This is a genomic window from Paenibacillus uliginis N3/975 (genome assembly GCF_900177425.1).
GTDB classification, from domain to species: domain Bacteria; phylum Bacillota; class Bacilli; order Paenibacillales; family Paenibacillaceae; genus Paenibacillus_AQ; species Paenibacillus_AQ uliginis.
The window spans coordinates 153,187-174,901 of the sequence record NZ_LT840184.1 but is presented as its reverse complement, the minus strand read 5'-3'; the positions used below and the strand labels follow the sequence as shown (position 1 = coordinate 174,901).

Sequence of the window (21,715 nt, the reverse complement as noted above, 5' to 3'; positions counted from 1 at the left end):
CACCGGAAGAGGCGTACGAATATGAGGGCACGCAGCTACAATAGAAATAAAAAAAGCAGAGTTTCTTCCTGTCAGGAGAAATTCTGCTTTTTTTATGCTACTTTGAAGAAGTCAGAGGACCGTCTTTTTTATCCGTAATTTGGGTAAAATTAAATAGGCGCGGCTCTAAAACCATAGGAGAGTTTAACTCTCTCTTCTACGTGGTTAACAACAACTATAGAACTTAAGACAGTAATCACAGCTAGCTATCTGTGCCGGAATGGCATAAGTCATAGTGATAAGCAAAACAGAGGAGATGGGTTCATTGCAAAGAAATCATACCATTATGCAGTTTTTCGAGTGGCATATTGAAGCCGACGGGTCGCATTGGAACCGCCTCAAGGATGCTGCGCCGCAATTAAAACAAAAAGGGATCGACTCCGTATGGATTCCTCCGGTCACAAAAGGCCAATCCGCTAAAGATACCGGTTATGGCGTATACGATCTTTACGATCTCGGAGAATTTGACCAAAAAGGTTCAGTTCCAACGAAATACGGTACGAAACAGGAGCTGATTGACGCCATAACGACATGCAAGGAACACGGTATAGCTGTTTACGTTGACCTTGTCATGAATCATAAAGCGGGAGCCGATGCGACCGAGCGGTTCAAGGTGATCCAGGTGGACGAAAAGGATCGGACTAAGGACATTTCCAAGCCCTTCGAGATTGAGGGATGGACACAATTCACATTCCCTGGACGGGGTGATACCTATTCGGCGTTCAAATGGAACTTCAGCCATTTTAACGGGACAGATTATGATGCGAGCCAAAAACGCAGCGGCATCTTCCGGATTGTTGGTGAGAATAAAACGTGGAGCGAGAATGTAGATGATGAATTTGGCAACTATGACTATCTCATGTTTGCGAATATTGATTACAGTCACCCTGATGTTCGCCGCGAGATGATGGAATGGGGCAAGTGGCTTGTTAACACTCTGCAATGCAGCGGATTCCGTCTCGACGCGATCAAGCATATTAATCATGATTTTATTAAGGAATTCGCCGCCACGATGAAACAAGAACACGGCGAATCCTTCTATATCGTCGGTGAGTTCTGGAATCCGGAGCTAGATGAATGCCGAAGTTTCCTGGATACTGTCGATTACAAAATCGATTTATTCGATGTGTCCCTGCATTACAAGCTCCATGCCGCTTCTAAGGAAGGAAAGGGATATGATCTTCGTAAGATTTTTGACGATACGCTTGTCCATTCCCACCCCTTAAATGCGGTGACCTTTGTTGACAATCATGATTCGCAGCCCCATGAATCTCTGGAATCCTGGATTCAGGACTGGTTCAAGCAGAGCGCTTATGCCCTGATATTACTGCGCAAGGATGGTTATCCAGTCGTATTTTACGGAGATTACTACGGTATCGGCGGAGAAACGCCTGTACCCGGAAAACAAATCGCTATCGATCCGCTGCTTTATGCCCGATACCATAAGGCATATGGCAAACAGGATGATTATTTTGACCACCCCAACACGATCGGCTGGGTTCGCTGGGGCGTTCCCGACATTCCCCGTTCCGGCTGCGCGGTTGTTATATCCAATGGCGATGAAGGCAGCAAACGGATGAATGTCGGCAAAGAACGCGCGGGTCAGGTATGGGTTGATCTCACCAACACGAGGAAAGACCGCACTACCATTGGTGAGGATGGCTTTGCGGTCTTCCCGGTAAATGGCGGCAGTGTGTCCGTCTGGGCTCTTCCCGAAGTCGATATTGGCTCAGGCAAGTGAAACTCACGCCGGAACCGTTACACTCTAGCCTTTAAGATGAAACTTGCGACGGAACCCTTCCCCAAGCATATTAAAGGTTAGGATTGCGAACATCATCGCGAATGCCGGATAAAACACAAATGCGAATTTCCCCATATAAATTTCGGTTCGATGGTTAGAAATCAGTGTTGCCCAATTAAACTGGGTGTTTACGAACTGCCACACATAGTAATCGACTTCCATCCATTTCTGGGCCAGAAATATGTTTAATACGGCAAGCTGGCCGAGCAGGATCGTCACTTTTCCGAGATCCGTACAGAAGTTAACGATCAGCTCGGGAACCATTTCCGGTATATAATATTTACGGATCATCCGTTTGGAACTTAGACCGAGAGCCGTTCCGGCTTCCACATACAGCTCCTTCGAAATACGGTTCGCCTTCGCCTGAACCGTGACAGCAACCCGCCCTGCTTCAACCACCGCGATGATGAATAAGGCCCAGTACAGACGACTTGTTGAGAATAACAGCACCGGAAGCGCTAACAACAAAACTACGAAAAAAACAGATGGCAAGAATGAACACACCTTATTCAGCAGCGTAACAATAAAATGAGATATCCCTTTTTTCCTACGGGCCAGCAGCCCAAGCGGCACACCGATCAAATACCGTATCACAGCAATGGTCAAAATCATAAAAATCGTCTCTTTGGCGCTTACGACGAGCTTGCTCAAATTGTCCACGCCCTTTTTATCACTGCCAAGGATATTGTCAGGGGAAGGGCTATATGCCGGAAGGTGCAACTTTTTCCCCACCCATCGGTGAGGTTCACCCTGCAATTCCTTATCGATAAACGGCAGATACGGTCCGACAAACATAGTAAACCCAAGAATAGCTAATAAAGATACACCAATCCATAAAGGAATGTTCTTCTCTTTTTTCATCGTTCACACCTCTTAAATCGGATCATAGTATTTTTTGGCAACATGACTGATCCACTGCACCAGTAAAATCAACAGCATAATGCAGAACGTAATCCCGATTATAATCCCTGCTTCAAAGTCTTGGCCGGTACCTTCGTACGTGTTGTAATCTATAGCGGTATAGAGACGCCATGCAGCACCAGGATAATTCCGGAAAATTTCGACCATGAGCAGATTAGATAATATGTACACAAGCAGGGTCGGGAGCTGTGTAAGCAGCGTGCCCATACTGTTGCGAAGCATATGCTTGAACAAAATAATCCGGTTACTGAGGCCCTTAGCCTTGGCAAATAGAAGGTACAGCTTCCCTTCCTGGGCTGCAAGCGAGGCCGAGGTCAAGCTGGCTATGTAGACGATCGGGTATAACGATACCAGAACAGATGAAAGGGCAAATGACTGCCAACCATCTGGAGCAAAAAACCTTATGAAAGGCAAATGATCAATAATAAACCATTGAATAATCAAAAGGACAAAAAAATCCGGCATAGATTGAAAAATCCAGGTTGTCCAGTGTCCCAAAATGTTAAAGCGTGTCTTTGACAGCTTGTAATCGGCAATGCCTTTTAATATGCCGAATATAAAGCCTAATACGAGCGCTGCCCCAATAACCGCAAGGCTTTTTCCCATCGCTCGAATGACAGCCTCCCCTGCGGTTTCACCGCTAAATCTGGAATAGCCTAGACTTTGGTTTTGAAAGACATCCACGAAAAATTGTTTGATATTAGCAACAAATTGCTCCATACTCGCGTCATAGGTAGCAACAATCAGGTTCCCATCTAGAGTAAGATCGATCTTGCGTGGGAACAGCACAATCAACATGATCACCACAAATGCCAGAAGGCTGATTCCTAATGTTCGGAGCATCTGTGTCTTCAAACGCATACCATAACCTCCTTAAATACCCCTTCATATCCTTATTTTGGTTTAGTTGTATTAGTCAAATAAACCATACTCTATGAATCTCGTCCATAGAAATTACATATTTTCTTTAGCAAAAAAATAAACTTGTATGTTTGGCGGTTGTTTGGGACCAACATCATTCAGAAGAAAAGGAGCAGCCACTCATGTCCATTTACGATTTCGAGGTTACCAACATCAGCGGAAAGCAGCAAACGCTGGAGCCCTATAAGGGTCAAGTCATGCTGATCGTCAATACGGCAACCAAATGCGGTTTTGCTCCGCAGTTCAGCGGTCTGGAGAAGCTCCATGAAACGTTCCACGATAAAGGTCTGGCCGTACTCGGATTTCCGAGCAGCCAGTTTATGAATCAAGAGCTCGCGAACAACTCCGACATTGCTGAAGCGTGCAAGCTCAATCATGGGGTCACCTTTCCTTTATTCGCCAAGATTGATGTCAACGGTAACAGTGCACACCCGCTGTTCAAGCATTTGGCTTCCGAGGCTCCAGGCACTTTCGGTACGAAACGGATCAAGTGGAATTTTACCAAATTTCTCGTAGATCGGGACGGAAAAGTCATCAAGCGCTTCGCGCCAGCAGATACACCAGAGAAGATCGAGAGCCATATCAAAACTCTACTTAACAGCTAATCACAAATCCAAATCAAAAATGCCTTGCCCCTGAACAAAAGGGCGAGGCATTTCCGTATCTTAACCTATGGATCCGTCTGATTCCCCGGACTGCCGTATAGCGCGCCAGGCAGCTCCTATATACAGATCGCGGATATCGAACAAAACGTGAGATGCTGATGTATTACGCTGAAGCGAAGGGTCACCTCCCTCACGAGCCACGCTTTTGACGCGGATCAGCCTGCTTCGTTTTTTGCCCTTCTTCATCTTTAATGCCCCTTTTCTTTTAGCGGCCGATGAAGGCGGTTTGCCAGCCGGTTTAATGGTCGAACCCGTGTCTTCAGGTTCTGCAAGTTCGATATACAGTGGATTGTCGAAAGTCTCCCGCGGAATTTGCGAAGTCGCCGACGTAGAAAGCTCCCTTCGCCTCCACTCCGCTATCCGATTCGGCTCCTCCAGTTTACTGGCTGCAAGCACACAACACTCCAGGTTCGTCACCGGTTTTTTGACAACCATAAAGTGATACATAACTTCATCCGCCACGTCGATGAGTGACTGCCTTATTTCCTCACGGTCCGGTATTTTGTACGTCGCTCTCACATCCGGGAAATAGAACATTTCCATTCGAAGAAGGCGAAACCCAAGTCCTGGCGCCTCCTCCGGGATATAATTCGGCGTAAATCCAAAGGTCATCTCTAGGTCTCTGTGATACCCTTTAGAGGTCAAGTAGAACGGTGTATATTCATTGAAATAGGTCTGGATTGCCGGATTCGCGATGTGAAGGGCGGACCGAGAATAAGGAGCCAAGATGCAGACCAGCGCTTTATGCTCGCAGACCCGGTATATTTCCCTCATCACGGTGAGCAAATCACGGGAATATTCCAGACTGCGGCTCGCCATGACAAAGGAAACCGCATCATCCAACAGTGGAATAGACTGTTCAAAATCATGAACAATATCGACATTCTTCCCTGGTTGGATATCGATTCCGGTACAATTGGCATGCTTGTCACTGCCGCACCCAAGGTCGATTCTCAAGACGCCCGCCCCCTTCTGTACAGCTTATGCCCGAGAAGGCATAAGTGGAACATGGGAATGCCGCCAGCAGTGGCAAATCACACTCATGAGCCTTCACTACTACAGAGCTGTCTCCAAGATTTGTGCCAGTTCTGTATAGCTTCCTGCGGTGTGATGCGGAGTGTGCTCTGACTCAGGCGTTGTCCCCCGGTGGTTAAACCAGATCACGTTCCAGCTTGCTGCCAGTGCACCGATGACGTCATTACGCCATGAATCCCCAATATAATAGCTATGCTCCGGGCTTGTTCCGGTGCGCTCGTTCACATGAACAAAAATACGTTGATCCGGCTTGTCCCAGCCGACATCTCCGGACACGAATAACCGATCTGCCGGGATGATACTCCCGAGATTCATCGCCGCAATTTTGTTCATTTGATGTTCCAGCGGCCCGTTCGTGATCAGTCCAACGACATGACCATCATCGGCCAGACGCTGCAGCAGCTCCCGCGCGCCTTCAAACATATCAATCTCATACTGGCATCCGATATAGGCCGCTTGCATGCGCTCCGCCTGCTCCGGACTAAGCTCGATATCGAATTCCTGTAAAGCCAGCTGAAAACGACGGCGTCTCATATCCTCCACGGCGCTCTCGTAGTCGTCCGAACCAGCGCCTCCGAGCTCCAGCGACAGCATGTCGCTGTAATAACGCAGTCGGTGATAGGCTGCCTCATACGGAAAGCCCTCCTTCGGCCGGGCAATTGTCTCGAGGGCCCTGCGGAACGGGGTCAGATGATCATATAATGTATCGTCCACATCAAAAAAGACGGCTTTTTTACTTTTGTCCAGTTTCATATTGTTCCCTCTCTCTGCACTATCCGTTTAGTATCCTTTTATTGTACCTTTTTCACGGCCTCGCTGCTTGCTACCTGCAAAAATGGGGGTGAGTGATAGAACAATACATTCGGAATTCAGAAGCTCTGCTATAATTAATAATATGGAGGGAGAAGCGTCCCTTTAACCGGGGCGTAAGCTAAGCTCGAAGTCGTTCAAACCGTGTGAGGAGATGAAAAGACAATGGATAACCATTCAAAACCGCTGGGCTCCGGTGCGGACCCTCGGCACATTCCCGAAGGCAACCGGCAGAGCAATGTGGAGCGATTCTCGGGATACGAGAACACCTACGACCAGTACCGTCCAGAGGCACCTGAACAGGTCATTAATATTTTGACAGGCTATCTGCAGCAAAAGCCTTCGCTTGTCGTCGATCTCGGCTGTGGTACAGGATTATCTTCTTTTGTATGGAAGGACGAAGCGGAACGGATCATCGGCATTGAACCGAACGACGACATGCGGGGTAAAGCGGAGGAGAAACTTCAAGAGCAGGATAACACGGAACATATCTCGTTCGCTGCCGGCTACTTCAACCAAATTGGACTCGAGGCAAGCTCTGTGGATATCATTACTTGTTCGCAATCCTTTCATTGGATGGAGCCGGCAAGCACACTTAAAGAAGCGGCAAGAATATTACGTCCAGAGGGTATTTTTGCTGTCTATGACTGTGACTGGCCTCCAAGCCTGCACTGGCCGATTGAGCAATCCTATCATGAGCTGATTGAGTTCAGCGAAATCATCATCGATCGGCATATAGAGGAGGGCAGGAAGGCTCATAAATGGAACAAAAACGAACATTTGAAACATATCCGGGAGAGTGGACTGTTTCGTTTTGCCAAAGAAATCGTCTTTCATCATATGGAACCATGCACCGCAGAAAGATATGTTGGCCTTGCCATTAGCCAGGGAGGAGTTCAAACTCTGTTGCGCCTTGGAATACAGGAGCTCAATCCGGCGATAGATGCCTTTAGAAAGCAGGTAGAGGAATATTTTCACGGAGAGACCCGGGAGGTTATGTTCAGCTACCGGATGCGACTCGGTATCAAATGAGGAGATTATGGTCTCCACATTAACCCGCACAGCAGTTCGAACAGTTCAATCAGGGAACGAGGGTCCTTTCCGGTCAGTTGCCTGATCCGGTTTAACCGATAATTCAGCGTGTTGCGGTGAATATTCAGCCGCTTGACCGTTTGGTTATGGTCTCCGTTCTCTGCAATATATACCTGCAGTGTCTCTATCAGTCCCAGCTTGTCCCCGTTCTGGTGGAGCACGTTATATACAGCACCAAGCTCTTTTCGGTCTTCATGAGACAGCTGAATGATGAACTTGAGATCATCGTAGCGGTTTATTGAGCGGGACGGATTGATCTTCGCGCTTGTTTCCATCGCCAATGAAGCCTGTTCCAGCGAATGCGCCGCCAGTTCCTCAACTTGGCCTACACCAATACGCACAATCCCATTAATATCCAGAAGCCTCTCCAGCAATTCCTTTGACCGGAAATGATCCGTCATAAAAAACACCGTCTTGTCATTCTCCAGATTCCAGTAATGGGAATACTCCTGAACTAAATGACGGAACTCCCGGCCGCTCAATGCGCCATGAACAAGAATCGCCTGACTCTTCCGGGTAAGATCCAAACCATAATCCTTGGCCCTTTCCAGAAAATCCTGATCATAAGCAGTCTTTCGGTAGGACAGTTCATGATAGAACTTTTCCCGACGTTGCCTCTCATCCTGCTTTCTCTTATTCTGTACTTCCTGTTCAATAAGCAAAACCACCGTTACTTTAAGCAGCTTACTAAAAGGCCGGACCTCATCCGGATGTCCAGTAATGCCAACAACACCAATGATGACACCGTCCATCATAATCGGTTCATTGACGCCGGGCATCATGCCTCCGCCTACCTCGTACACCTCATTAACCCGGCCTGAATGAATGGCTTTTAAAGCTCCATTATGAAACGTCCCAATACGCTTCGGGTCTCCGCTCCCTATAATGGTGCCATTCTCGTCCATCACATTGATATTATAAGGAATGACGTTCATCATCTCATTGGCAATTCTCTCTGCAAGCGGTCTGGATAACTTCATGCTGCGCCTCCTATCAGTGTCAGGTTCTCCGCCTACACATCTACTCCGTAGTTTACACGTTTTACGCATAAGAAAAACGTCGATCGATGTATCTTCACAGTAGACAGACCGCTTTTCGACAGCCTGCTGAATACGGCAAGAAGCCGACCGATGTGCGGCCAGCTTCTTGAAGTACATCATCTTACTGCATATCTATTTACTCTAAAGCGCTCTATTTCGTTCTCTCTCCGGCTTCAGTGATCACCGGCTGTTTCAATCCGTTTAGCGACAGCATCAGTCGTGTCACGTTCTCGGACGTTCTCTCCACATTTTCCTGTCCATTAGCCAAAGCTTCCTCTATTGTGGCTGCACCCGGCATAATTCCGAAAATACAATCAATGCCTTTATCGTACAGCACTTCGATCTGATCACCAATCCGTCCGGCTAGAGCTACGACGGGTTTATTGTATTTCTTCGCCACGATCGCCACACCAAGTGGGGTTTTTCCGTACTGAGTCTGGAAGTCCATGCCGCCCTCTCCAGTCCACACCATATCCGCCTGCTGCACCTTTTCTTCAAGTCCGGTATAGTCAATGACCATGTCGATTCCTTTTTTCAATACACCGTTTAGGAATACCATCAATCCTCCCCCAAGTCCGCCAGCTGCACCGGCGCCCGGTACATCAACAATGTCCCTGTTCATCTGACGCTTAATAACATTCGCGTAATTGCGGAGGTTATCATCAAGCTGTTCAATCATCTCCGGTGTTGCACCCTTTTGCGGGCCAAACACATGGGACGCTCCCTTGGGTCCGCACAGCGGATTGGTTACATCACAGGCCACTTCCACCATGATGTCCTGAAGCCGCGGATCAAAGTGAGTTAGATCGATGCTTGCAAGCCTGCCCAGCTGGCCGCCACCAAAAGGAAGTTCTATTCCTTCACTATCCAACAGTTTGCCGCCCAGTGCCTGAACCACGCCCGCTCCGCCATCGTTCGTTGCACTGCCGCCGATCCCGATCAAGAGGTTGCGGACACCGTGGTCCAGACACGCCTTGATCAGCTCACCTGTACCGTAAGTTGTTGCAACCAGCGGATTTCTGCTCTCCGGGGATACGAGATGGATACCGCTTGCACTAGCCATCTCCAGAACACCTGTCTCACCATCACCCGATATTCCGTAGAAAGCCTCCACTTCGTTGCCAAAAGGCCCTTTCACCTTCATCGTATGAATGGTACCCCCTGTTGCATCTACAAGGGACTGCATCGTCCCCTCACCACCATCCGCCATCGGTACATGGATGCAAGTGATCGCTGGATTAGCCTTCTGGATTCCCCGTTCCATCGCTTCGCACACTTCTTTGGCTGTCATGCTCTCTTTAAAGGAGTCCGGTGCCAGTACGATTACGAAATCATTTTTCATCTATAGTCCCACCCATCTCTTTAAAAATTACAGCTTCTTAAAATATAAATCCGTACAGAATCGTAGCGACAATCGCCATCGTCAAACCGACAATACTTTCGTAAGGGATCAGCTTCATCCGTTCCTTAATGCTCATCTTCACGGATTCTGCGGTGACGTGGAAGAAGTTGCCGTGCGGCAGATGGTCAATAACAGTAGCACCCGTGTGTACCATAACCGCTGCGCTCAGTGGAGCCGTACCCATCGACAATATCGCTTCACCAAATGATCCTGCCGCTACAATCGATGCCGTGGATGTCGACGCCGTAGCCGCCCCCATCAAAATACCGGCCAGCGGTGCAAGAAATGTACCGGAAACACCCATCACTTCAATCGTATCAACGACAACTGCGCTCAAATTTGATTTGGAGATTATACCGGCAATTGCGCCTGCTCCAATCAGAATAATGGCGGTGCCTGTCATTTTGTTCAAACCGGAGGTTGTAAAGGTAATAATATGTTTCGTCTGCTTCATAGCGATCAGGCCGATGATGCCAGCTACTGGCAAAATGATCATCGAATCGATCTTAAACGCCTTCAGCGCTTCGATGTCCAGAATGCTGCCAATCGGGTTAAGGGCAAGCAGCACGATAGCTACAATCGGTGCCACCATGGAACGGCCGAAGCTCGGCTTCTCTTTCTTGGATGCTCCATCATCCACCTGATCCGTGTCTGATACCATGACGCCTTTGTTCGTTAGCATCTTGGCTACCAGAACGGTTACGATAAGGCCCGCAACTGCGGGAATAAATCCGTTGATCATGACCTGCGCCAGATCCACGTCAAATCCTTTCGCTACTGCAATCGTGTTCGGGTTCGGGGAAATGATATTCCCCGCTTTACCGCCGCCAACCAGAGCAAGCAGCAGTGCTGTTTTAGAAATACCGATTTTTTTGCCGACGGACAATGCGATCGGTGCTACGATAATAATCGCTACGGTAATAAATACCCCTACCGCGGTAATGATCATCGTGGCCAACGCAATCGATAAAAGCGCTTTCTTTTCGCCCAGCTTGGCGACAATCGTTTCGGCTATTCGCTCGGCTGCACCGGATTCAATCAGAATACCTGCGAGCACACCGGCTGCCAGGACACGTACAACCGCACCCATGACACTGTTTGTTCCTTCGATAATATACTGTACGGTCAGATCAATCGACGCTCCGCCCAGGAGACCGCCAATGACAGCGCCTCCAAACAAGGCGTAGACCGGGTTTACTTTTTTGAAAATAAGTACAATGGCTAAGATCAGACCGATAACGGCTCCGCCCCAATGAATAACTGTCCCATCCATGTTGTTTGCCTCCTCAGCAAAGTTTAGGTGCTCTTCATGTTTGTCATTCTCCATGGAATTGATGACGCTTACAGGATTAAGTATAAACACTATGAGGGGTCAATTCTATTGATGTCATAACGTATTTTATTGTGCATATGCACAATAGTGATGTAAGTTACAAAGTTTGATTTTCCCTTATACGTAGAAACAGACCGGAGTATTCTTCCCCGGCCTGTACTTGTATATAAGTACTTCACTGTTGCATTTACTTTTGCTGATGGCATTCCATCTCCGCAGTTTTCTTGTTATCCCGGGTACACTTTATGTTTCGAGCACGGCTGCCGGCAAGAACAACAAGCGCACTGAGTAAGGAATATACGATAACCTTCCTGTTCAGCAGTTCTTTCTCGTTCACGGCCCATCACCTGCATCCTTTCCGTCTAGGGTATTATTATGTATAACACAAGTAATGAGACGGAAGTTTACTAAATTTAGTAATATTTTGAAAATTTTCGATGATGGGCAGATTCCACCCGCTTTGAAGCCAGAAACTGCGGACAGTTGTTCCTCTATGGACGCCGAGCCCATGCGATCTTCTTGATCACCTGGTTTGTCACTTCCGCGAGTACAAGGCCCGCCGCGATCGCTCCGGAAATCATGAACGCCCGGGCTCCGAACTGAACGGCAAGATCGTACTGGTCCTGAGCGACGTAGCGCAGCGCATTGTAGGCGAGGCCTCCCGGGACAAGCGGAATAATACCGGACACACTGAAGACGATGATAGGCGTTTTGTATTTCTTGGCGAAAACGTAACTGATCATCGTCACCCAAAAGGCTGCGACCACCGTCGCCGTCACCGCCTTCACCTCCATGTCCTGTAGCCAGATGTACAGCATCCATCCGACCATACCGGCGAAGCCACACTGCATCAGCGCTTTTCGAGGCGCGTTAAAGATCATGCCGAAAGCAGCGGAGGCGATAAAACTGGTTATGATCTGTTGTAGGTATATCATGAACATGTCGCCTCCCCCTTTCAGTAAAATGACAGCATAAACGCAATACCCGCGCCAATAGCAAACGAGGTAATAAACGCTTCTGCTCCCTTGGACAACCCCGAGATGAGATGCCCGGCCATCAGATCACGTATCGCATTCGTAATGAGCAGACCCGGGACAAGCGGCATCACCGAGCTGATAATAATGACATCGATCTGCCGACCAAAGCCGTTCTTCACCATCCACACAGCGGCAAGTCCGATCATCAGCGCTCCGGAAAACTCCGAGAAAAAGCGGACGGGAATGACCCGCTGCAAAAAGACCGAGCAGGAGAATCCAAGACCACCGGCGATCGCAGCCGGAATAAAATCATGCCAGGTTCCCTTGAACATGATCAGGAAGCAACCGCTAGAAATGGTCGCCATGAGGATAAGAAGCCACATCGGATAGTTCGGCTTCGCTCGTTCCACTTCCTGAAGTGAGCGATGTGCCTCCGAAATGGTCAGCTCGCCCAGGCTAATGCTCCTGGATATCGTGTTAACCCGATCAATTTTATATAGGTTGGTGGTACGTTCTGAAATCCGGATCAGCCTCGTAATATGCTGCGGCTCCTCCACTGAAAAAATAATGCCTGTTGGTGTCATATAACTGTGGCTATTGTCCACACCGTAGGATGCGGCGATCCGCATCATCGTATCCTCCACGCGGTACGTCTCTGCTCCGCTTTGCAGCATAATTTTGCCGGCGAGGAGGCAGACTTTCATAATTTCATGTTCCCGTTGCAGCTCGTCCAATCCCGTACCTCCCTGATCTATGGTCACTCGTCAAGAACTTGCCTTTATTATAGTATTTTTGCCGGGGATAAGCACCGTGAAACTACAGGGTGAAAAAGCGCTCCTAAAAAACATACTTTGCATATTTTTATCATCGGCCTTAACATATGGCATAACTGAATCACCAGGCTTGAATACGAACATACATTTTTGTGATAGGTAAGGTGAAATATGATACATTCCATCATTATTTTTCTGCTGGCAGGACTCGCTGAAATCGGCGGGGGTTATCTGGTGTGGCTGTGGCTGCGCGAAGGACGGCCATACTGGTACGGGATTATCGGGGCTGTCGTGCTCGTCGTGTATGGAATTCTTCCTACGCTTCAGAAATTCCCGGACTTCGGAAGAGTGTATGCTGCGTATGGTGGCTTGTTTATCATTCTTTCGGTCTTATGGGGATGGGGAATCGACAAAAAGATGCCCGATACGTATGACTGGATTGGGGCAGCCGTTTGTCTCGTTGGCGTTGCCATTATGCTTGGGGCTCCGAGGCATTAGGCATTAATATAGCATTGACAAAGATATCCATGACGTTCTATAATCCAGATAACACCGTATATCCAACGTTGGATATACATTATTTCACTCATGAACCCATCAGGAAGGAAGTTATGACGTGACCAATCTTATTCTGCTCTCTTTCCTGCGCCAGCGTCCGATGCACGGCTATGAAATTCAGCAGTTGATTCAGACCAGCAGAATGGATGTGTGGGCTAACGTACTTTCCGGCTCCATCTACTACGCACTGAACAAAATGGAGAGCGAAGGACTGATCGTTACCACGGCTGAAGAACGAACCGGCGCCAGGATCCGTAAAATATACAGCATTACAGAGGATGGCGAGTCACTGTTTCAGCGCATGATCCGGGAGACGCTCACCCTGCCTCCCCATTCAGCCAAGTCAGACTTCTCACTGGGACTCAATTGGATTGAGAACATCCCTGTCTCCGAGGCCGTCAGCTTGTTGGAACAGAACCTGAAGCAGGTAGAGGAATCGCTGGCCCAGTGGCGATTAGGCAAAGAGATCAAAAGCCAATATGGACTTACTCCTATTGCCATAGCTACCTTTGATAACGCGATTGCCCTGTTGGACCAGGATGCAAAGTTCCTTAGGCAGGTAATATCTCTCGTACAGAAATAAAGGCCGCTACTACTCTGCGGCTTTTATTTTAAGCATATATCCAACATTGGATAATAAACATTGGTTAAAGGAGTGATAAAGAATGAAAACATTAATTCAGGCCCATGGTTTAGTTAAAACCTATGGTCACAAGCATGTCGTCAACGGAATTCATCTGGATATCCGGGAGGGTGAGGTACTGGCAATCATCGGACCAAACGGTGCCGGAAAATCAACAACGCTGGATCTCATACTTGGGCTCCGGCGTCCGGATGACGGGTCCGTTACGTACTGGACTTCTCAGCCTTCCCGCCACATCGGCTTACAGCTGCAGTCAACCCCCTTCTTTCCCGGCTTTACAGCACTTGAGAACCTGCGGATGTTCGCCGCCTTCTATGGATTGCGGCTGAAAGATCATCAGCTCATGCCCCACCTGGAACGCTGCGGACTGGCTGATGCTGCCAAGACGGATGCCCTGCGGTTATCTGGCGGGCAGCAGAAGCGGCTTGCCATCGCCATGGCGCTTGTGCACGATCCGAATTTGCTGTTCCTCGATGAACCAACGGCCTCCCTTGATCCCCGTGCCCGCCGCGAAATCCGCGAGCTGATCCGGTCGCTGGCTGATGCCGGCACCTCCATCGTGTTCACTTCACATGACATGGAAGAAGTAAATAAGCTTGCACAGCGCATACTTCTGATCTGTAACGGCAAAATCCAAGCGGAAGGCTCACCCGAATTCCTGCTGTCCACACACGGGGCTGAAAGTCTGGAGGAGCTGTATATCTCATTAACAGAGGCCTAAGCTGGAGGTGGCTTCAGTTCAGTGTACGGAGTTTTTTCAAATCTCACCGCGCGAAGCTCCTAGAGCGCAGTGCTGTGTCGCATGACGGCGGTCGACCACATGTCATGTTTGAAATTATCATGAATACAACAGCAGCAAAAGCTGCCAATCACGAAGGAGGAACCTGTTCATGTTTACGATTCTTACCACAATGCTGCGGGGCATATTCCGCGACATTCATACGATGGTCTGGAACGTCGCTTTTCCGCTCGCCATGCTGGTGGGGCTTGGACTATATTTTGATAATCCGGCCTATTCAGACCGCCTGCTCAGCGGTGTACTGACCACTAATGTTCTGTTTGGCGCGACCATGGTTACGGCCTTTTACGTAATGTCCCACCGTAACCGCGGCGTTTATAAGCTGCTTCGAGCTACGCCCTTCTCCACCCTTTCGTTCATCACGGCCATGACCGGAGCCAGAACCGTGCTGGCACTTTTCGTCAGTGTATGTGTAATCATCGTCAGCGTGTTGCTGCTTGGCGTCTCACTCAGCCTAACCGGATCGGCCCTTATGCTGCTGGTACTTCTTATTGGAACTGTCTGCTTTACCGCCATCGGATTTATTGCAGCCAACCTTTCCCGTGATGAAAGTAACGTCAACATGATCTCCAACCTGATGAGCTTTCCGTTACTGTTCACCAGCGAAGCCTTTTATTCCCTGGAGCAAGCGCCACAATGGGTCCGCGTCGTCGGCCAGTTGCAGCCGTTTCATTACCTTGTGGAGGCGATGGGTATTGCCGTAAAGGCCAATGGCGGGTCCCTTTCCGCTATAGGACTGCCGCTCGGTATCCTGACCGGGTTTACCGTCGTCTGCCTGGTCTTGGCTGCATTTACCTTCCGCTGGGATAGCGAACGCCCGGCCAGCCGCGCGGGTAAACATCGTGAGCAGCATTTTTCCTCGGTATGAGTACAGGTTTCCGCTTTGCTCTTGAATAAAATAACATATCTGCGGTATACTGATACAAATATCGAAATCAGGCCAATGAAGAGCATCCAACTCCGAGGCGTTCTCGTCAAGGGATACCCCCCTAAGTTAACCGGATCCGCCCGTTACCGCGGAATCAAAGTGGATTGAACCCTGAAACTTTAGCGGTTCAATCAATTTGGGTGGCACCGCGAGCGCAAAAGCGTCCCTCGTCCCATATGGACTAGGACGCTTTTTTATTTTATCCAAACAAAGGAGCGCGGTGACCATGTTAGACATGAAATGGCTAAGGGAACGTAAAGAGAATCAAACGGAAGTTCAGCAGGCAGCGGATCAAAAGGGCATCAAGCTGTCGGTTAAAGAGCTGATGGATCTGGACGAGAGACGTCGTTCGATGCTGCAAGAAGTAGAGGCGCTCCGGCAGGAACGTAACCGGTTCACACAGAAAATCAGCAACCTTATGCGGCAAGGAAACCGGGAGCAAGCCGAAAATATCAAACAGCTTGTTAAAGAAATCAATGAACGGCTTGGCGGGCAAGAGAACACCCTGCGAGAGACCGATGCCGCGTACATTGAGCTATTGGCACTTGTGCCGAACATCGTATCGCCGGACACCCCTGTCGGAGCTTCGGACCAAGACAATATAGAGATGAAAAAAGTCGGTCTGCTTCCAGAGTTCGAGTTTCCACTTAGAGACCATGTGGAGCTCGGTGAAATGCACAAAATGATCGACATTCCTCGTGGTGTCAAAACTGCCGGCAGCCGGAATTACTATCTGACCGGTACTGGTGTCATGCTTCACCGGGCTGTGCAGCAGCTGGCACTGGACCTGCTTGTCAAAAAGGGCTTTACCCTGTTCGATGTACCGCTGATGGTACGGACCGAGGCACTTATGAATACGGCCTACTTCCCGCTTGGCAGAGACCAGACCTTTCATATTACGGACGAAGACAAATGGCTGGTCGGCACCTCGGAGGTTCCGCTCGTCTCGTATTACAGCGGTGAAACGGTAGATGTTACCGAACCACTCAAACTTGCTGCCGCCTCGCTCTGCTTCCGCAGCGAAATCGGGTCGGCGGGCAAGGATGTCCGAGGCCTGTACCGGGTTCACCAGTTCGCAAAAGTGGAGCAGGTCATCCTGTGCGAGGCCAGTCTAGAGCTTTCGGAGCATCTGCTTCAGGAGATTACCGCCAACGCCGAAGAGCTTCTACAGCTGCTCGAGCTCCCTTACCGGGTTATGGCGGTGTGCACTGGAGACATGTCGCAAAAAACTTACAAGCAGTATGATATTGAAACATGGATGCCGAGCCGAGGGGCCTATGGAGAGACCCATTCGTCGTCGAACCTGCTTGATTTCCAGGCACGGCGTTCGAACATCCGATACCGGGACAAAACCGGTGCTCTGCGTTACTGCTACACGCTGAACAATACGGCGGTAGCTTCGCCCCGTATCCTGATTCCCCTGCTGGAAAACCATCAGCAGGAGGACGGATCGATTGCCATCCCGGCAGCTCTCCGTCCTTATCTGAACGGGATGGAGCGGCTGACAATATAAAATGAAAGTTAGACAACAAAGGGACTTCTACGCTGAGAAGTCCCTTTGTTCATGGCTATTTCGGTACAGAAGGCATAAAAGATAAAAATAAAGTGTCTCTCATGCCAATGACAATCCTTTATTGAGTCAATCTAAAGAGCAGAGTAACCGTTTTGACCTTTCATTCAAAGGATTTTGGTTATTTCAGTACAAGGTATATAATTGTTATTGTATTACAAAAAAATAGTACTTATCTTAAGGAGGCTATTTAGATGACGGAACAAAATATGAACTCTTCACATACATCCAAGCAGCTTCAAAATATACCGGTATCCATTCTGGATCTGGCTCCGATAACCGAAGGCAGCACAGCAGCTGTATCGCTGAGAAACTCGCTCGAGCTGGCACAGCATGCCGAACAGTGGGGATATCACCGCTACTGGCTGGCAGAGCATCATAACATGCCGGGCATTGCAAGCTCAGCCACGTCCGTTGTAATTGGGCATATCGCAGCCGGCACGAAAAAAATGCGGGTCGGTTCCGGCGGAATCATGCTGCCGAACCATTCCCCACTCGTCATAGCAGAGCAGTTCGGCACACTGGAATCCCTGTTCCCGGGCCGCATTGACCTCGGCCTCGGTCGGGCTCCGGGTTCAGATCAGCTGACTTCGCGCGCACTGCGGCGTGGCCCCGGCAGCGACGGTCAAGATTTCCCTGAACGGCTGGGCGAGCTTCGTAGTTACTTCCATCCGACATCCGGCTCCTCAATGAGAGTTAGAGCCATTCCGGGTGAAGGTCTGGATATTCCAATCTGGCTGCTCGGATCTAGCGGCTTCAGTGCACAGCTCTCGGCACAGCTCGGTCTGCCGTTTGCGTTTGCCAGCCACTTTGCGCCGGATTATCTACTTCCCGCGCTTGATCTGTACCGCAGCAACTTCAAACCATCCGGAGAACTGCAGACGCCGTACGCGATGGTTGGTGTTAATGTCATCTGTGCAGATACGGATGAGGAAGCCCAGCGACTGGCGACCTCGGCCCAGCAGCAATTTCTGAACATCATCCGTGGTCGCACCGGTCAGCTTAAGCCTCCGGTCGACAGCATGGATTCGGTCTGGACCCCACAGGAAAAAGCCGTGGTCGGACGCACTTTAAGCTTCTCCGCGATCGGCAGCCCGGCTACAGTGCGTCAACAGCTCGATCGCTTCATGGACATGACAGATGCGGATGAGATCATTGTGGCGTCTGCCATTTATGATCATAAAGCCCGTCTTCGTTCCTATGAATTGCTGGCGGATGTCGGCATAACGAAACCCTGATTAATTACGAATCAGAACTCCATAGCTAAATATAGGCTAATTAGCCCTGTTACTTATATATAAGAAGACCAGCCTTTCCCCATGCTAGGGATAGGCTGGTCTTTGTTTGTATGTAACTATAAGCGTCACGATTATTGGTTGTTCTGTTGTAAACGTTCGATCATTCTTTCGTAAGATGCAATGAGCAAATCCACTTCCTGCTCGGAAAAATCGAACCCTAACCCATCGGTCAGTTCCTTGTACCTCTCTAGCATTTGTGCATTAACGTTCAGACCTTGTTCAGTAATCTTCAAATAGATACTTCGTCTGTCCGTCTGTGACGGAATACGCTCCACATACCCTTTGCGGACGAGCTTGTTGCTCAAGTTCGTTACAGCTGAAAGAGTGACATCCAACGCGCTTGCAATCTCAGAACTCGTATACATATTTTCGCTTGCAAGCATTTGAAGGATAAAATATTGAGAAGTCGTCAGGTCGTTGTCCAACAGCTTGGAGAAACCAACCACTAAACTGTTCATATGTGAAGCTATCAGGTAAGATAATTTCTCTTTTTTGTCCAGTGTCCATCACCTCATAACTTTTTGTGTTAACCCAAAATCCCGCAAAATTAAATAGTTAAAAACTATTAATAATTAAAAATTTAACTCTTTCTCATAAGACAGTCAATGTCGATGAAATTCCTAATTTGCCAGGATCCCCCAGATAGGTTCAACCCTATTCAAGATCAAAAAGTAAGGGCTCATACCAAAAACACCGCCCTGAGGTCACAGGACGGTGTGTTATATCGTTATGCCGTGTTGCTAATATATAGAAAGACCAGCCTTCACCCTTACAAGGGGAAGGCTGGTATTCTTTTGTAATTATAATAATGTGCGCATCTGATCACGATCCAGACCGGTGTGTATCATTTCGCGTTTACGGTATTCTCCCGGAGGCATTCCCGTCATCTTCTTGAACATCCGATTGAAGGAGGTCACATTACTGTATCCGAGCTGAAGACTTATTTCCTGTATCGACAATTCGTTGCCGGAGAGCAGATCCTTCGCTTTTCTTATCCGTACCGTGTTAAAGTGTTCACTGAAATTGGCTCCAGTCTTCTCCTTGATATATACGGAAAGATAGGCAGCCGACAGGTTCAGACTCTCCGCCAGCTGATCCAGCGAGATATCGCTCCCAACCCGATTCTCGATATAATCCATTACATAAGAAATAATAGGATCCTGCTCTTCCTTTTTGGTCAGGATAATAGCTGCGGCTGTATCAAACAGCTGTGAGAAATATTGCTTGAAATGATCCAGTGTACAGCACTCCATCATTAGCTGCATCTGCTGCCGCGCCATGGCTTTATCAGCCGCATTGAAAGGCTCCAGAATCTTCATCACTCTTGTAATAATTCCGTCCCCGAGCCTGCGCAGTTGACGGATACTCGCTTCCTTCCTGTTAAATTGATCAAGCATCCGGTCAATAAATGAAATGCAGAACGGAGCATTGCCGGCCTGCAAATTCGCGTACAGCTCATGCTCCTGCTGCATCGTAAACACCAGCCATGCCGCATCTGGCCGCGGGCCGCGAATAATTTGGGTTTCGTCTACAGGTCTTCCGTGCTGAACCAGTTCCAGCACCTCGGTATAAGCTTCGTTAAACTCAGAAGAGTCCGGATATATAGAGCTGATTCCGATCGTAACAAGCACATAGCTGCGGTCATGGTCCAGCCGCTCCTTTAGCATGGATAATGCCTTGTCGAGATCGCCCGGTATCTCATTCCTGCGGATCAGGGAAATGATCTGATTATTCTCGATTTGGAGTGTATGAGAGCCGGGAATGGATTCCGAGATGACCACATTGATGTATTCATGTATGTAGTACGCCATTCTGCTTCTCTTCACATGCATATTGTCCGCAGATTGCGCCTTGAAATGCAGCTGGTACAAGACAAGGAAGAACGGCTCGTTCAGATCGGCAATATCTTTCCACTCGTTGATATCCGATACAATCGCCTTGAGCTTGTTAATATAACCAAAGCTGGTTAGCAGTGATTGCTTGTTCTGCAGTTCACGATGAATCGATTCCTTCTCCAGCATTAAATCCCTAATATTCTGATGAATCAGATCGAATTCATGGACCCTGCTTTCCAGTTTGGCGGGATTCCGGTGAAGAATAGACGCCATAAACTGTTTGATCGGTCGATGGATACCCCGTATAAAGTACATCGAGATCAATAATCCGATGATAACTGACACCGTCAATATGAACACCAGATTCCAGTTTGTGCTCCGCACCCGGGCGGCAATGCTGGCTGAAGACACCGCTGTTACATAGGTTAAGCTGTTCTCCGTATCCTTTTCCTCAAAAAAATAATAGCCGTCCGATAACCTGTAAGGCTGATCATCATCAATTTCCGGAATGGCATCCGCTGACAGACTGCCCGCCGTGCGATACAGAACCGATCCGTCCCCTTTCAAAATCATAAACTGCTTATCCTCTGCGTCATCATAAAAAGCTTCATTCATCCGCTGCGCATCCAGGAATGCGATAACCTGATAATGGGATGACGGCATATGAAAAGAAACCGGAATAATCCCCGCGGTATTCGAATCATTCAGACCTGATACCTGGAAATCACTTTCGGAATGCATTAAAAAATTGCCCGGATAACGGATATTATTCTTCCAGAAAGAAGCCGGATAAAGCTTGCTCACATAGAAATTTGTAAACATCATATCTGCTGGGAGACTGCCTTCTTTCTCCAAAACAATATTGCCTTTATCAAAATGAATCACCAAATTGTTCAGATAGAACATCGGATTGGACGTCTGAGTCCGCAGATCCTTCAATATGTCCTTTGCAGCTCTATAGTCAATATCTTCTGCCTTTCTCTTCATAATCTGATGATTAAAAGCCACCACTTCATCCTTGGAATATATATCGAACACCAGCGTTTTGACCCGTTCAAAATGGGTCTGATAGCGTTCAGCCGTATTTTTCAGCATCATTCGATTGTATTGAATGATCTCATTCTGTACGCCTTTGCTAAACAGATGGACGGATAAGAGATTAAAAACGGAAAAAAGCAAAATGATGACCAGGAAACTGACATAAATCCGGAAAACAAAGCTCTTCTGCCTTAACCATTTCCATTTCAAGTTATCATATCCCCCCGTTTTACAGTT

At 48.4% G+C, this 21,715-nt stretch carries 21 protein-coding genes; 9 read left to right on the top strand and 12 right to left on the bottom strand.

The genetic code is table 11. The annotated features are described in order from the left end of the window. Window positions 1-304: 304 nt before the first annotated feature. The gene (locus B9N86_RS00815; protein ID WP_208917304.1) at window positions 305-1,780 is read left to right on the top strand and encodes an alpha-amylase; all 1,476 of its coding nucleotides are present in this window, start codon (window positions 305-307) and stop codon (window positions 1,778-1,780) included. Window positions 1,781-1,804: 24 nt separating this feature from the next. On the opposite strand, the gene B9N86_RS00810 is transcribed toward B9N86_RS00815, so the two are convergent. Next, a complete protein-coding gene (locus B9N86_RS00810; RefSeq protein ID WP_208917302.1) occupies window positions 1,805-2,701 on the bottom strand; it encodes an ABC transporter permease subunit in 897 nt (298 codons plus the stop codon). Window positions 2,702-2,713: 12 nt separating this feature from the next. Continuing rightward, the gene (locus B9N86_RS00805; protein ID WP_208917300.1) at window positions 2,714-3,622 is read right to left on the bottom strand and encodes an ABC transporter permease subunit; all 909 of its coding nucleotides are present in this window, start codon (window positions 3,620-3,622) and stop codon (window positions 2,714-2,716) included. A gap of 182 nt (window positions 3,623-3,804) precedes the next feature. Here B9N86_RS00805 and B9N86_RS00800 point away from each other — a divergent pair, with 182 nt between their 5' ends. Further along, entirely contained in the window at window positions 3,805-4,287 is a 483-nt protein-coding gene (locus B9N86_RS00800) for a glutathione peroxidase (RefSeq protein ID WP_208917298.1), read from the top strand. 60 nt (window positions 4,288-4,347) lie between these two features. Here B9N86_RS00800 and B9N86_RS00795 read toward each other — a convergent pair whose 3' ends face one another. Both B9N86_RS00795 and B9N86_RS00790 read right to left on the bottom strand, forming a co-directional pair. Beyond that, window positions 4,348-5,304 carry a class I SAM-dependent methyltransferase gene (locus B9N86_RS00795; RefSeq protein WP_208917296.1) on the bottom strand — a complete coding sequence of 319 codons (957 nt, stop codon included), beginning with the start codon at window positions 5,302-5,304 and terminating at the stop codon, window positions 4,348-4,350. Window positions 5,305-5,403: 99 nt separating this feature from the next. Then, window positions 5,404-6,135: an HAD family hydrolase gene (locus tag B9N86_RS00790; protein WP_208917294.1), complete on the bottom strand. Its 732-nt coding sequence runs from the start codon at window positions 6,133-6,135 to the stop codon at window positions 5,404-5,406. 222 nt (window positions 6,136-6,357) lie between these two features. Between B9N86_RS00790 and B9N86_RS00785 the strand changes: the two genes are divergently transcribed. Continuing rightward, the gene (locus tag B9N86_RS00785) at window positions 6,358-7,224 is read left to right on the top strand and encodes a class I SAM-dependent methyltransferase (protein WP_208917292.1); all 867 of its coding nucleotides are present in this window, start codon (window positions 6,358-6,360) and stop codon (window positions 7,222-7,224) included. Between the two features lie 5 nt (window positions 7,225-7,229). On the opposite strand, the gene B9N86_RS00780 is transcribed toward B9N86_RS00785, so the two are convergent. The 6 genes from B9N86_RS00780 to B9N86_RS00755 all read right to left on the bottom strand — a co-directional run bounded on the left by B9N86_RS00780 (window position 7,230) and on the right by B9N86_RS00755 (window position 12,740). Then, window positions 7,230-8,264: a CdaR family transcriptional regulator gene (locus B9N86_RS00780; RefSeq protein ID WP_208917290.1), complete on the bottom strand. Its 1,035-nt coding sequence runs from the start codon at window positions 8,262-8,264 to the stop codon at window positions 7,230-7,232. Between the two features lie 211 nt (window positions 8,265-8,475). Next, entirely contained in the window at window positions 8,476-9,666 is a 1,191-nt protein-coding gene (locus B9N86_RS00775) for a glycerate kinase family protein (protein ID WP_208917288.1), read from the bottom strand. A 37-nt stretch (window positions 9,667-9,703) separates the two neighbouring features. Further along, complete coding sequence (locus B9N86_RS00770) at window positions 9,704-10,999, bottom strand: GntP family permease (protein ID WP_208917286.1); 1,296 nt, start codon at window positions 10,997-10,999, stop codon at window positions 9,704-9,706. A 247-nt stretch (window positions 11,000-11,246) separates the two neighbouring features. Continuing rightward, window positions 11,247-11,396, bottom strand: coding sequence for a hypothetical protein (locus B9N86_RS00765; RefSeq protein ID WP_208917284.1), 150 nt, complete (start codon window positions 11,394-11,396; stop codon window positions 11,247-11,249). A gap of 154 nt (window positions 11,397-11,550) precedes the next feature. Further along, entirely contained in the window at window positions 11,551-12,000 is a 450-nt protein-coding gene (locus B9N86_RS00760; protein ID WP_208917282.1) for a threonine/serine exporter family protein, read from the bottom strand. A 14-nt stretch (window positions 12,001-12,014) separates the two neighbouring features. Further along, window positions 12,015-12,740, bottom strand: coding sequence for a threonine/serine exporter family protein (locus B9N86_RS00755; protein ID WP_208920026.1), 726 nt, complete (start codon window positions 12,738-12,740; stop codon window positions 12,015-12,017). Window positions 12,741-12,980: 240 nt separating this feature from the next. Between B9N86_RS00755 and B9N86_RS00750 the strand changes: the two genes are divergently transcribed. The 6 genes from B9N86_RS00750 to B9N86_RS00725 all read left to right on the top strand — a co-directional run bounded on the left by B9N86_RS00750 (window position 12,981) and on the right by B9N86_RS00725 (window position 18,545). Then, window positions 12,981-13,307: a YnfA family protein gene (locus tag B9N86_RS00750; protein WP_208917280.1), complete on the top strand. Its 327-nt coding sequence runs from the start codon at window positions 12,981-12,983 to the stop codon at window positions 13,305-13,307. A 118-nt stretch (window positions 13,308-13,425) separates the two neighbouring features. After that, window positions 13,426-13,950, top strand: coding sequence for a PadR family transcriptional regulator (locus tag B9N86_RS00745; protein WP_208917278.1), 525 nt, complete (start codon window positions 13,426-13,428; stop codon window positions 13,948-13,950). A gap of 82 nt (window positions 13,951-14,032) precedes the next feature. Beyond that, entirely contained in the window at window positions 14,033-14,731 is a 699-nt protein-coding gene (locus B9N86_RS00740) for an ABC transporter ATP-binding protein (RefSeq protein ID WP_208917276.1), read from the top strand. A gap of 169 nt (window positions 14,732-14,900) precedes the next feature. Next, window positions 14,901-15,677 carry an ABC transporter permease gene (locus tag B9N86_RS00735; RefSeq protein WP_208917274.1) on the top strand — a complete coding sequence of 259 codons (777 nt, stop codon included), beginning with the start codon at window positions 14,901-14,903 and terminating at the stop codon, window positions 15,675-15,677. Window positions 15,678-15,963: 286 nt separating this feature from the next. Then, the gene (gene serS, locus B9N86_RS00730) at window positions 15,964-17,250 is read left to right on the top strand and encodes a serine--tRNA ligase (RefSeq protein ID WP_208917272.1); all 1,287 of its coding nucleotides are present in this window, start codon (window positions 15,964-15,966) and stop codon (window positions 17,248-17,250) included. 251 nt (window positions 17,251-17,501) lie between these two features. Beyond that, complete coding sequence (locus B9N86_RS00725; RefSeq protein ID WP_208917270.1) at window positions 17,502-18,545, top strand: LLM class flavin-dependent oxidoreductase; 1,044 nt, start codon at window positions 17,502-17,504, stop codon at window positions 18,543-18,545. A 131-nt stretch (window positions 18,546-18,676) separates the two neighbouring features. On the opposite strand, the gene B9N86_RS00720 is transcribed toward B9N86_RS00725, so the two are convergent. Together B9N86_RS00720 and B9N86_RS00715 are read right to left on the bottom strand one after the other, a co-directional pair. Then, window positions 18,677-19,063 (bottom strand): MarR family winged helix-turn-helix transcriptional regulator, encoded by a 387-nt coding sequence (locus B9N86_RS00720; RefSeq protein WP_244562914.1) that lies wholly within the window; start codon window positions 19,061-19,063, stop codon window positions 18,677-18,679. A 342-nt stretch (window positions 19,064-19,405) separates the two neighbouring features. Further along, complete coding sequence (locus B9N86_RS00715; RefSeq protein ID WP_208917268.1) at window positions 19,406-21,688, bottom strand: helix-turn-helix domain-containing protein; 2,283 nt, start codon at window positions 21,686-21,688, stop codon at window positions 19,406-19,408. Between the last annotated feature and the right edge of the window lie 27 nt (window positions 21,689-21,715).